We start from the raw sequence: 12,610 nt of genomic DNA, 5'->3' as shown, positions 1-12,610 counted from the left end.
GTGGATTATGATCTTCCGGCGCACTATTTTTCCTTTAATAAACGAGGGAGGGGTGTATGGCTTTTGTTGATCTACTGGAACAACAAATCGCTTCACTGGATGATACTTCATTTGCCAAACTTCGCGACTGGTTTTTTGAATTCGATCAGGAGCGTTGGGATAAGCAACTGGAAGATGATTCAAATGCCGGTAAACTCGCTTTACTTATCAATGAGGCATTTGCCGAACATCAGGCAGGCAAAACTAGGGATCTCTAAATGAAAGTAGTTGCGATAAATGGCAGTCCGCGGGATGGTGGCAATACGCATATTCTCGTCAGTTGTGTGCTGGGTGAGCTTCAGAAAGAGGGGATAGAGACGGAGATTATCCGGATCGGCGGAGAACTTGTCCGGGGATGCACGGCTTGCAATGAGTGCTGGAAGAGACAAAATCGGCGGTGTGTTATTGATGACGATATTATCAACAGTTGTATTGAAAAGATGGTGCTGTCAGACGGCATCATCATCGGTTCGCCTACCTATTTTGCCAACGTTACCACCGAAATCAAGGCGCTGATTGACCGAGCCGGAGCTGTCGGGTGCGCCAATGGCAACATGTTCAGGCGCAAGGTTGGCGCTGCTGTTGTGTCGGCCAGTCGCGAGGGGGCGCTCAATGTTTATAATGCCATCACGGATTTCTTCCTGATTGAGGAGATGGTTGTGTCGGGCTCCTGCTACTGGAATACCGGTATCGGATTTGACAAGGGCGAGGTATCGGAAGACAAGGATGGTTTGCATACCATGCAGGTTCTCGGGCAGAACATGGCCTGGCTGCTGAAAAAACTGAATACATAACAACTCACCTCCCCCTGATATACACCGCATCTCCCCATTATTTTAAATGAGTTTCTTCTCTATCCCCTGACCCATAAACTGCAACGGAGTTTTGCTGATAGCGCACTCTGATCCCTTTCTGCACTCTCAGGAGGCGCAGATGGTTTAGAACTCATGATGTAGAACGGATGCAGATATCCAGGAGTGAATTCATGTTAAATTCAATGGGAGGATGGTTATGAAATGAACCGGTATTTACCTTGTTGGCTATGTGATTTTGATGGGCGGAGTCCTTGCCGCGCTCTGGCAACTGGATGTTCTTGCCACTGTCGGGACTGTCTGGACAGCTATCGGGGTCATCATAGCAGTTGGTATTGGCATCATGCTCGCCGTATCAAGCAGCGGAACCAAAGAAAATGTAAAGTGAATCCATCGTCATGAAGCAGAGCGGCGGATGCCCTCCATCCGTCGTCTGGGCATAATATTCCTGTACAACCACAGAAGCAGCTTCATCCAGCCTTCCGGCTTGACACAAAAATTCACACAAGCGGAACGTATTTTGATCGGTTTTTTTGTCTCGCAATATGTCTCGATTCATTAGCAGTACCCCCCACTTTTCAAGAAAGGGGTTTCCTTTTTTTGTTTCTATAAGAAGTGAGAATGATGCGTATGGAGTGTTTTATTTTGCGATAATAGATGTAAATTTATCTGTTGTGAAATAAAGAGGTTAAACAGCATATAACGCATTGATTCGCAGAAAACACGAATTAATCTGTAACGTGTTGTTATTTAGTAATATAATTAATAAAAAAAGAAGGACACCACCATGGCAATCTATGCGCTACCCCACAAAAACACTACGATCAAAGTTGATGGTGATGACGTTACCTTGACCTACGGTGCCGGAGAGGTTGGCTATATCACTATCAGTCTCAGTACCGCTCAGGCAGTCACCTGGTGGAAAGCAGTGGACACCATTTCCGGTGTTTATGACCAAAGTATTGGTTGGGTTGAAACCCAGGATGCAGACCATGGCCCAAAAACAATAAAGCTTGCGATCAGTAAATTTACCGATTCAGCTCATTTTGTGTTTTGGAAGGCCAAGTTCCTGGGGATTCATACCCCAACTGATCACTATTATTTCGTGCCGGATGAGCTTAATGGAAAAGTAGTTGGTTTTGACTGGAAAACGGCTTGACATTCCCAGGCAGTGTTTTTACCACAATGCTCTGCTGGAGCAGAACGAACAGTCTGCTGAACGAGAGACCTTCTATTATTTGTACTGGCTATCACCTGTTGTAAGACAGATCGGCATACTGCATTTGATTTCGTTAACAGGCACTCTATATTACAACTGATATCGCAAACCGGTGTTTTGATGTGGTGAGCTATCAGCCTTCACTCCTCAAAACTTCTGCATTTCTCACGCGAAATCAGTTACGACCTTCACTTCAGCAGCAGAAACTTGTTGAAATCGAGTCAAACGGTTTTTCAGTAATCATGTATTGTTAAAATGGCTCGACCTGCTGGTTGCCGGGTCTCTTTTTTCATTATGTCAGCTCACCATAAAGGAGGATAGCTATGGCCGCTTCGAAAAAAAAGGCGTTGTGTGTCGGAATCAATCAATTCAAGAACTTTCCCAGTGCAGCGTTGCAGGGCTGTGTCAATGATGCCAACGAGATGTCAGCGCTTTTGCAGAAATTGCTTGGTTTTAAAAAAAGCGATATCACGGTGCTTACGGATGCCCAGGCTACAAAAGCTGCCATTATAAGCAGCCTGAAAGCGATGGTGGATGGAGCCAAGGCCGGGAAGTATACCTATCTGATCTTCAGCCTCTCAAGCCATGGCACACAGGTACCGGATCTGAGCGGTGATGAGCCCGACCGGGCCGATGAGGCCTTTTGTCCTTATGACCTGGCCCAGTCCGGAAACCAGTGGGACAAGAATCACATTATCCTTGATGATGAGCTGCGTGATCTTTTTATTCAGTTGCCTGAGAATGTGCTTCTTGAAGTCTATCTCGATACCTGCCACAGCGGTACCGGTCTGAAGGCGATTGACATGCTGCTTGACCGCACTCCGCGATATCTGCCGCCCCCTTCTCTCAAAGCGTTCCTTGAGGTTGACAGCAGGCGGTCTCGCGGACTTCGTCACGGATTGCTTGAAAAAGGTATGGTTCATAATATCCTCTGGGCAGCCTGCCGTGCCGACCAGACAAGTGCTGATGCCAATATTGCCGGGGGCTGGCATGGAGCATTCACCTACTATTTCTGCAAGCAGATGTATGCATGCAAGAATGCACTCTCAAGGGCAGATCTTCTGGTCAAAATTCGTGCCGACCTGAAGAAGGGAAAATACAACCAGATTCCGCAACTTGAGTGTGAGGCCACGAAGCGCCAGTTGAAACCCGGCTGATGGTGCTTTAACGGCATAACTGTTTTTACAAGAGGGGAGAGGCGACTTTCGGGCAGCCTCTTCCCTTTTACGTTTTTATCAGGAAGGAGAAACATGGAGGTCTCTTTGTCATTAAGGCGGCCATCTCATGGCAAAAATCCTTTTGCTGCGACGCTGCTTCAGGGAGTATCAGGTCACGGTGAGGCTGATCAGTAGTTTGACGCCTGCTATTTGAACAATATCTTGTAAATTTGCTGAACTCCCCTTTGAGCTTCAAGTCAGCCGGGTTTCGATACAATTAAATAGAGGTGTCCCAAAGAAAGATTCTTGATATGGCTACTACCACGATTCCTTCCGGATGGAATGCATCCGCACATCAAAAATGGTTAAGTAATAACCGCGCTGAAGCTATTCAGGAAACCATCGGCGAAATCAATGCCATTCAGTCGGAGGAAAAACCGGTTGATCTGGTGTTACAGTTGGCCTATTATTTTTTTCTTGTCAATGATTATCCTTCAGCCGCAACGATTCTTGAGCAGCAGCGAACCCGCACTCCGGCTAATTTACAGGTTTTACTCAACGCGGCGGTTTGTCACTCCCGTTCAGGGAAGAGCGAGGATGCCGTCAAGCGTGCAAAAGAGGTAATCAAAAAAGATCCGGCCAACAGCCTTGCTTACGATATTCTGGCAAATGCATACGCTAATCTTGGTCAATTCACCAGTGCCCGTCGAGCAGGAACAAAATCGCTTGAAATCAAGGATAGTGCCGCGCCATCCCTGCCTGAAAACTGGTCACTTCCGAAGGGAAAAACTCAAACGTTTGCCGCGAAAGATGATAAAAAGAGTGTTATAGCCTTCTCCCTGTGGGGAACCAACCATAGATATTTACGCGGAGCACTCCGTAATCTGCTTCTGGCTCCAGAGTTTTATCCTGATTGGGAGCTCCGGTTTTATGTTGATAATTCCGTACCGCAACCATTTATTGAGCTGCTGCAGATACTGAACGGGAAGGTTGTCATAAAACCTTCCAGCGCTGATATTAAAACCAGACTCTGCTGGCGGTTTGCTGTGGCAGATGATCCTTCGGTTGGCTACTTTATGGTTCGCGATGTGGATTCGGTTATTGGTATGCGTGAAGCCGGAGCCGTTTTTGAATGGCTGAATTCCGATAAATGGTTCCATGTCATGAGAGACTGGTGGACGCATACGGATTTGATGCTGGCGGGTATGTGGGGTGGTGTGGCAGGAGTTCTGCCATCACTCTCGGCTTTGGCTGATGGCTACACCTCCAGAGCGGTTGAAACACCCAACATCGACCAGTGGTTTTTGCGGGACGCTGTCTGGAGCTTTGTTCGTCAATCATGCTTTGTTCATGATCGATTTTTTGACATGCCGGATTCTGTCCGTCTTCCTGAAACCAAAAGAGCCGGAAACTTTCATATAGGGCAGAATGAATATGCTGTCAGAAAAAAGGAACAGGAGCGGTTTTTGAAGGCCTGGATCGAAAAATATCCCTGCCTTCAGGCTTGATTGAAAAAATAACATGTACATTTACTGAATGGCCGGAACCGGCAGGGAGTTGTATTGTTATCGGTTCCGGTTCTTCTTTCTTTTAAAGCTTTTAACGGTATAATTCGAGGGTATTGAATGATATGGAGGAACGATTTTTTCTGAAACTTCTGCTTTTTCTTTTTGCCGGACTCATTGCTGCCGAGCTTCTGGTTGTAACGTTTTATGGATTCCGGCTTGAGCTGATACTGTTCACTTTTATCGTTGCGGTTGCGCTGACGGGTATGGTGATTGTTGCAAAGCTTCTGTTACGGGAGCGGCCGGAGATTGAGTCCGTTTCCATGCGCCGTCTGCGGCAGAAAAGTGCCGGAGTCATGCAGGATCGTCTGAAGGAGTACTCGGTTGACGACGAGTTTACCGGTGATCATGCTGCGCGGAGTGCAAAGGTGAGAGCTCAGGCTCCGGCACCTGTTGGCAGCGACACCAAACCTGCATCGCTCAATATTGATTCACTTGACGGGATGATCAGGGAGGTTGCCCGGATGTATGGCGGTTTCGGAACCCTTCTCCGGACGCTGGAGCAGCTTGATGATGCCGCATTCAGGAGGCAGTTGGCCAAAGCCGGTTTTGGCAGGGGTGAGGGTTTTTCAAGAGAGGAGGTGATTCAGCGGCTCAGTCAGATGGCTGAAGCGGAGTGCCTCCAGAACCGGGATGAAACCGGTAGTATTGGTGAAAAAGAGTGTGTCATCGACGGTTTTTCGCTTGACAGCGAGAGTTTTGATCTCTATATCCAGCGAAGCATGAGCAGTACAGAGAGTGAAGGAGATGACGGTTTTTGTGTTGAGCTTGACAGTGAAGCCCTTTCAAAGCGAACCGGCCCGATGCCGTCGGATTTTTCGCATGACCCCAAGGCGGTCTTTTCAAAGCTGAAAAAACCGGGCACGAACGTATGAAGCGGCAGGAACGGGAGTCGCTCAGCAAGGAAAAACTGCGCAAATATACAAGACTCCATCAGAAAAAACAGCGGGAGCGGGAGGGGCTTTTTCTTGCAGAAGGGCTTCGCACCGTCACCGAACTCTGCCGGAACCTTCCGGATGAAGAGATGCTTGTTGCCCTTCTGATTCGTGAGACGCAGTCGGATGATATGGGTTTTGCTCACGCTTTCAGCGGAAAAGTTTTTTCGATAAGTGACAAAGAGTGTTCGCAGCTTGCCCAGACCACAACTCCTCAGGGTGTCTTCGGTGTATTTCGACAGCAGCCCGATCCGGAGCCCTTCGGTGAAGGAAAAAAGGGGGCATCCTTTATAGTTGTGCTTGATGATGTACAGGATCCCGGCAATGTGGGAACCATACTCAGAACAGCGGTCTGGTTCGGAGCGGACGGCGTGATCTGCAGTGGAGGAACGGTTGACCGGTACAACGCGAAAACGGTTCGCTCTTCAGCCGGAAGCATTTATGCCATACCTCATTACGGGGTTGAACATATTGCCGATGAACTCAAGCGGCTCAAGGCGCTTGGTTATTGTATTGTTTCCGCTTCGCTTGAGGGAAAGGATTTCAGGGAGTTCAGCTCCCGGCCTGAAAAACAGGTGCTGGTCATCGGCAATGAAGCCAACGGGGTGAGTGAACAGGTTCAGACGCTCTCCGACCGGCTTGTCCGGATACCACACTCGGGAAAAACAGCAGGTGTGGAATCGCTCAACGCCGCCATCTCAGCCGCCATACTCATCGAACGAATGGCCCTCGCCTGATTCCGGCATTTTTTTTCTTCTCATCACTCACCACTTTCTACTCATCACTTTCCACTCATCCCTCATTTCCATCTACCGGGAGGCTGAAGAGTTAAACTCCACCAGCTTTTTCCAGTCTATGGTTCCGCTCTCTTCACAAAACTCGTCACCAAATTGTCGCGTGAACCTGTTGAGCATGCAGGCATAGGATTGAAGAAACTCTTCATTTTTCTGTCTGGCCATATGCCCCAATGGTTCGATGAGTTCGGTGTAGAGCATGGGTGAAGAGGAGATAAACTCCCAGAAGGTCTGCCCGCAATATTTGAAGTAGTCGCCCTGGTCGGCTTTTATCGTTTTGCCATAGCAGCAACCGTTGACGGCAACAATCTGAACTCCTGAATTACTGGTGCGCAGGGTTTTTGCCGCTGTTTTGAAGTCCGATTTCATTTTGGCAATCTGGCTGCTGTTTCCCCAGTTCGGCCCGGACTTGATGTTGACAATGCAGCGTTTGCCATCCCTGTCAAACTCAAGGTCAACTCCGGGGATACCTGATTTCCATCCGCCATAAACCTTGCTGTTGATAAAAATGGCCAGCCCTTCAAGCCAGTCGCCAAAACAGTCTCCTCGTTCGACGAGATATGTGCATCCACCAGCCCTTTGACTATTTCTTGGGCAGTCTGTACAGACTTTGCCTTGAAGAGATACGGATTTTTTCTTTTCAGCACCCTCGACAGGCTCAGGTTATTAAGTGTTGCGATTCTTTTCTGGTGAAAAGTTCCAATGTTCTCTTCAACGTACGCTGATACGTCGCTCAGTACAAGTGGGGTCATAGTTATCCTTTTTTTCAAGCAGATAGAGTTCAACGGGTTTCAACTCTTTTACTACCACCGCGTAGTATTCTTCCATTATTTCAATACCGATGGAGTGCCTCTTCATTCTTTGCGCAACTACATTTGTAGTGCCGGAACCCATGAAGGGATCAAGTACGGTATCGCCTTCCTTTGTGAACAGCTTTATAAACCATTCAGGCAGATCTTCCGGGAATGCCGCACTGTGCTTTTTATTGTTGCACTCTGTGGCGAGATGCAGCACATTGGTCAGATAGGCCATCTCCCGATCAATCCAGTTTGAAATGTTTTTTCCAAACCCGCTGCCAACCTTCGATTCATCTCTGATTTTATCGGTATCGCTCAGGTTTTTGAGCCGGCTTTTCGACCAATCACCCATAGGAACCATAACAGCCTGCTGATTCATATAGAACTGCTTGTTTTTGTTAAACTGGATAAGTCGTTCCCAGGAGTCCCTGAACCTGTTGGGCCATTTCCCGGGATAGCAGTTTTTTTTATGCCAGATAAACTCTTCAGTCCAGAGCCACCCCTGTTTTCTCATTTCCAGAATGAGTTCCATCACGTAGGTGCTGCGTTCACCATTGACAACCTTCTCTTTGATGTTCAAAACAAAGGTACCTGTGGGCTTGAGTACTCTCAAAAGTTGCAGGGATATCGGTAAAAACCACTCGACATAATCATCAGGATGAAATCCTCCATAGGTTTGCTTTCGCTGGTCAGCATAGGGTGGGGAGGTGAATATCAAATCTACCGAGTCATCCGGCAACTGTTTGAGCAGTTCAGTGCAGTCCCCAAGGTAGAGATCAGTTCTTATTTCCATCTGTAAATGTTCAAAGCTGTAAGGTGTTCACAGGTTACGAGTCATATCGTGCTGGATGAAACTTACATTTTTTTCTGATTTAACGGAGGCGCCGGAATTTCAAAAATCTGAAACTCATGATGGTATACGAAATTCATTCCCACTTATCCACTCATCCCTCACCACTCTGTTATACAAGCAGTACGGGGTAGTCGAGTTCCCGGACAAGTTCATGGACTGACTCACGGGGAAGATTCATGCTGTCGCTGAGAACAAGCATGCCGGAGGCTGCCATACGGATGTAGCGCTCAAGGGTTTTTCCGTTTTTTGGTGGCAGATGGTGGTACTCGGCAACGGTATCGGCGAGAACCCTGTTTTGCGATAGTTCACGCTCTATCCCAAGGCTTTTTTCATAGCTCTCTGCAAGGATCAGAATATGGAGTATTTGCTCTTTTTCCATAAGTGCCAGAGCGGTTGAGAGTGCGAGGTTTGAGCCTTCCGAACCGTCATAGAGAACCAGTATCGGCCCTGCTTTTGCGGGAATTCCGGGGCGCATGAAGAGGAGCGGCTTTTTGCCTTCTGCAAGTGCTTTTCTTGCTGTTGAGCCAAGTCCTTTCCGGCATGAGGGCGAGCGTCCGCTGCGGCCGAGAACAAGCAGATCTGCTTCAAGTGCGGCAGCGATCACCTCTCCGGTTACCACACCACGGCAGACCCTGAATGAGTACTCCACGTTACACTCTCCTGCGACACGCTGCAGGGAGCTTTCAGCCTTTTTTGCCTGGATTTTAACCGAGCGTTCGAGCTGAAGCGTATCGATTTTTTCCGGTTCCGGGGTGTACATCCGTATTTCATGGCTGCAGGGGAGTTCGGCCATCCGGAACAGATTGATGTCTTCGACAAAAATGCCGGTCAGGTCGGCATGCATCTTTCGGGCAAGTTCGGCTGCGGCTGTCAGTGAAGCCAGGCTGTGTGGCGAGCAGTCGAGTGCTACGGTGATATGGCGGAAGAGTATAGTATGCTCTTCGGGCGGTATCAGGAGTTTCATTGTTGTTCCTGTGCATGGTTAATCTTCGTCATCGCTTGACGATGCCGTGAATTTTCTGATTTTTTCTGCCATCTCCTTCAGTTTCGCTACAACCATGCCATTGACGCTACCGGGGGGGTAGTTGCCGGATTTATCCAATACGCCTGCCGGAACGCCGGTCAGCAGCTCAATGCCTTCATCAATATGGGTCACCGGATAGATAGAGAAACGCCCTTTTTTTGCTGCATTGACCACATCGCTTCGGAGCATGAGGTTGTCAACATTTGAAGCTGGTATCAGTACTCCCTGTTTTCCACTCAGTCCCCTTGCGTTGCAGAGGTCGAAAAACCCTTCGATTTTTTCATTGACTCCGCCGATTGCCTGAACCTGACCGAACTGATTCACCGATCCGGTTACCGCAAACCACTGCCGGATGGGTACTCCCGAGAGGGCCGAGAGCAGTGCATAGAGCTCGGCTGACGATGCACTGTCGCCCTCCACTCCGCTGTATGACTGCTCGAACACAAGGGATGCGGAGAGCGAGAGCGGTTGATCGATGGCGAATCTTGCCCCGAGAAAGCCTGAAAGGATCAAAACTCCTTTTGAGTGGATCGGTCCGCCCATCTCTACTTCCCGCTCAATATCAATAACCTCTCCTTTCCCGAGCCGGACTCTTGCCGTTATTCTTCCGGGGTGCCCGAAGCTCTGACCTCCGGGTGAGTAGATGGCCAGTCCATTGATCTGGCCGACTTTTTCCGACTCCGTATCGATGAGGATAGCGTTTTTCAGGGTTGCCTCCCTGATCTTTTCCTGGATTCTGGAAGAGCGCAGCACTCTTGCATCAATGGCCTTCTGAACATCGGCTGCTTTGACCAGCTTTCTTTTGGCCGATGCGGCATAGTAGTCGGCTTCCCGTACCAGATCGCTGATGCTTTGCAGGTGCGCACTCAGTTTTGTGGAGTCCCCGGTAATCCTGCTGCCGTGCTCAATCACCCTTGCCACCGCACCTCGGTCAAAATGACGAAGTTTGTCCGTTTTGGCGATGGCGCTGATAATGCGGGCGTAGGCAAGCTTTCCGTCACCGTCAAAGGGGAGTTCATCTTCAAAATCCGCAGCGACTTTGAACAGCTCACTGAAGTCAGGATCGTAGACGTTGAGCAGATAGTAGAGCTGGCGCTCCCCGATAAGAATAACCTTGATATCGAGCGGAATCGGTTCCGGTTCAAGCGATACTGTGCTGACAAGGCTGTAGAGCTGTGCCAGTGATTCAATGCGAATCTGGCGTGTTCTCAGGGCTTTTTTGAGCGCTTCATAGGCAAGAGGCTCAAGCAGCAATCTTCTTGCATCAATCAGCAGATAGCCCCCGTTCGCCCGGTGCAGGGCACCCGGTTTGATCAGGGTAAAGTCGGTGAGAAGGGTGCCCATCTGTGATATGTGTTCAATGTCCCCGACCAGATTCTGGCAGGCGGGTTTGTCTTCGTAAACGACCGGAGCCCCCTCTCTCTTGCTGTTGTCAACAATGACGTTGATCCGGTAACGGTTGAGCAGTGCGCCTTTCTGCTGAAATTTTCCGGTAGAGAGCCCGAGCAGCATCTCTCTTGGATCGGGCTCTTTTTCAAGGAACTGGTCGAAGTTTTCAATGATGTCATTTTCCAGCGTCTCAAAATATTCGATGACCTCGCTGAGTGAGGCATAGCTGTTTTTGAGTTCAGCCATCAGGGGTTTGACGGCAAAATTGGCAATGTTGCGGTTGAGCTCATTGATCTTTTCCTGTGTTTCACGTTGCCATTTCGGGATCTGGACCATGATGAGCTGCATGGCCGATTTAAGGTTTGTGATCTCCTTCTCGATTGCCTCCCGCTCCTTTTTGTTGAGACTCATGAACTCTTCGGGCTTGAGTACCTCTCCGTTCTTTTCGGGCGCAAAGGCAAATCCTGCGGGAGTTCTTATCAGTGCAATGTGCTGTTCAGCAGCTTTTTTTTCGAGATCTTCAAAGGCTTCGGCCTGATGTTCCTGAAATTTTTCGCGGATATTCTTTTCCTCAACCTGATACTCTTCACTGCTGAAAGCCGAGGGTATAACGGTCAGGAGCGCCTCGACAAGGTGCTCCATATCACGGGAGAGCGTTGAAGCTTTTCCTGGCGGAAGTTTCAATGCCCCGGGGTGTCTCGGATGCTTAAAGTTATTGACATAGCACCAGTCGGATGGTACCGGTGCGAGAGGGGCAATCGTAGCAAGAAATTGCATGATTGCGGTCTGTTTTCCGGTGCCGTTTGGACCGAGGGCAAACAAATTGAAGCCGTCATGCTTTATGCCCATGCTGAAGGCTATGGCCTCAAAGGCCCGATCCTGGCCGGTGGCTTTTATCGGGCCGTCAAGGTCGGCTGTACTGAGGAAGCTGAATTCCCCGGGGTTACAGGTTTTGTAGAGTTTTTCCGGAGAGAGCTTTTCTGGAAGAGACATCGTGATCGCTCCTGTTTGGGTTGATCCTGGTCGCGGCTTTCCTTGTAAAATACAAAACCTCCACAACCGTTATAACGTTTGCGGAGGTTTCAACTACTGCATAAGGGCAATTGTTGTATCCATAGCACCGATTATGCGTTCTCCCCGTCAATGTTCATCGTCGGATGCAGATGTACCGGTGTTGCGGTTTTTTTGCGGAGACGGATGTTGAGCATTTCAACCGAAACGGAAAAGGCCATGGCAAAATAGATGTACCCCTTCGGTATCTCAAAACCGGCACCCTCGGCAAGCAGGGTGACGCCGACAAGAATAAGAAAGCTGAGTGCGAGCATCTTGATGGTCGGGTGCTCCTCGACAAAATCACTGATGGATTTTGAGGCAACCATCATAATGCCGATCGAGATCATGATGGCGATAATCATCACCTCCACATCTTTGGCGAGACCGACCGCAGTGATGACGGAGTCAAGCGAAAAAACAATGTCGATGACGGCTATCTGCAGCATGGTGACGGCAAAGCTGCCGGCTGAGGCGCGTTTTTTCTCCTCTTCCGACCCCTCAAGGCTCTGGTGGATCTCCTGGGTGCTTTTTGCCAGCAGAAAGAGACCGCCGCCGATCAGAATAAGGTCTCTGCCGGTAACATGGTGCTCAAGAACGCTGAAAAGGCCGGCAGTGAGCCCCATAACCCAGGTGATTGAGAGCAGGAGAGCTATTCTGGTCAACATGGCCAGACCAAGCCCGATAATTCTTCCCTTCTGCTGCTGGTTTTTCGGCAGCCGTCCGACTATAATCGAAATAAAGATAATGTTGTCAATGCCGAGAACAATTTCAAGCGCCGTAAGGGTTGCAAGGGCGATCCATGCTTCCGGCTGTGTGATCCATTCCATAGTTGCGTAATAAGCGTTGCAGGTGTTTGTATCATGTTTGTATCAAACCGTAATGTACCGAACAGGATTCCATCCGGCAAACAGTGTGTAGGAGAGCAGGACAGGTTCCGGTGATTTCATTACATTGTTTTCTACAGCCCCGTCAT

At 49.0% G+C, this 12,610-nt stretch carries 12 protein-coding genes and 1 pseudogene; 8 read left to right on the top strand and 5 right to left on the bottom strand.

What is annotated here, in order from left to right; translation table 11 throughout:
- Positions 1–56 precede the first annotated feature (56 nt).
- The 8 genes from BOO20_RS06615 to BOO20_RS06585 all read left to right on the top strand — a co-directional run bounded on the left by BOO20_RS06615 (position 57) and on the right by BOO20_RS06585 (position 6,464).
- Positions 57–257, top strand: a complete 201-nt coding sequence (locus BOO20_RS06615; protein ID WP_076791525.1) for a hypothetical protein — start codon at positions 57–59, stop codon at positions 255–257.
- Positions 258–833 (top strand): flavodoxin family protein, encoded by a 576-nt coding sequence (locus BOO20_RS06610; RefSeq protein ID WP_076791524.1) that lies wholly within the window; start codon positions 258–260, stop codon positions 831–833.
- A 259-nt stretch (positions 834–1,092) separates the two neighbouring features.
- Positions 1,093–1,239, top strand: a complete 147-nt coding sequence (locus tag BOO20_RS12865) for a hypothetical protein (protein ID WP_158068733.1) — start codon at positions 1,093–1,095, stop codon at positions 1,237–1,239.
- Positions 1,240–1,638: 399 nt separating this feature from the next.
- The gene (locus BOO20_RS06605; protein ID WP_076791522.1) at positions 1,639–2,010 is read left to right on the top strand and encodes a hypothetical protein; all 372 of its coding nucleotides are present in this window, start codon (positions 1,639–1,641) and stop codon (positions 2,008–2,010) included.
- Between the two features lie 383 nt (positions 2,011–2,393).
- Positions 2,394–3,227, top strand: a complete 834-nt coding sequence (locus BOO20_RS06600) for a caspase family protein (protein ID WP_076791520.1) — start codon at positions 2,394–2,396, stop codon at positions 3,225–3,227.
- 311 nt (positions 3,228–3,538) lie between these two features.
- A complete protein-coding gene (locus BOO20_RS06595) occupies positions 3,539–4,735 on the top strand; it encodes a M48 family metallopeptidase (RefSeq protein ID WP_076791519.1) in 1,197 nt (398 codons plus the stop codon).
- Between the two features lie 122 nt (positions 4,736–4,857).
- On the top strand, positions 4,858–5,667 hold the full coding sequence (locus BOO20_RS06590; RefSeq protein ID WP_076791517.1) for a hypothetical protein: 810 nt from the start codon (positions 4,858–4,860) through the stop codon (positions 5,665–5,667).
- Positions 5,664–6,464: an RNA methyltransferase gene (locus BOO20_RS06585; protein ID WP_076791516.1), complete on the top strand. Its 801-nt coding sequence runs from the start codon at positions 5,664–5,666 to the stop codon at positions 6,462–6,464. The genes BOO20_RS06590 and BOO20_RS06585 overlap by 4 nt, the downstream gene beginning before the upstream one ends.
- Before the next feature lie 72 nt (positions 6,465–6,536).
- Here the strand turns inward: BOO20_RS06585 and BOO20_RS06580 are convergent.
- From BOO20_RS06580 to BOO20_RS06560, 5 genes and pseudogenes are all read right to left on the bottom strand, one after another.
- A pseudogene (locus tag BOO20_RS06580) lies at positions 6,537–7,273 on the bottom strand (PmeII family type II restriction endonuclease).
- The gene (locus tag BOO20_RS06575) at positions 7,233–8,111 is read right to left on the bottom strand and encodes a site-specific DNA-methyltransferase (RefSeq protein WP_076791514.1); all 879 of its coding nucleotides are present in this window, start codon (positions 8,109–8,111) and stop codon (positions 7,233–7,235) included. The pseudogene BOO20_RS06580 and the gene BOO20_RS06575 overlap by 41 nt, the downstream one beginning before the upstream one ends.
- A gap of 169 nt (positions 8,112–8,280) precedes the next feature.
- The gene (locus BOO20_RS06570; protein WP_076791513.1) at positions 8,281–9,135 is read right to left on the bottom strand and encodes a universal stress protein; all 855 of its coding nucleotides are present in this window, start codon (positions 9,133–9,135) and stop codon (positions 8,281–8,283) included.
- 18 nt (positions 9,136–9,153) lie between these two features.
- A complete protein-coding gene (locus BOO20_RS06565) occupies positions 9,154–11,577 on the bottom strand; it encodes a Lon protease family protein (RefSeq protein WP_076791512.1) in 2,424 nt (807 codons plus the stop codon).
- 131 nt (positions 11,578–11,708) lie between these two features.
- Positions 11,709–12,464 carry a TerC family protein gene (locus BOO20_RS06560; protein WP_076791511.1) on the bottom strand — a complete coding sequence of 252 codons (756 nt, stop codon included), beginning with the start codon at positions 12,462–12,464 and terminating at the stop codon, positions 11,709–11,711.
- Between the last annotated feature and the right edge of the window lie 146 nt (positions 12,465–12,610).

This window comes from Chlorobium sp. KB01 (genome assembly GCF_001975465.1).
Classification (GTDB): Bacteria; Bacteroidota; Chlorobiia; order Chlorobiales; family Chlorobiaceae; genus Chlorobium.
The sequence above is the reverse complement of the archived record's forward strand: the minus strand, read 5'-3'. Positions and strand labels throughout refer to the sequence as shown.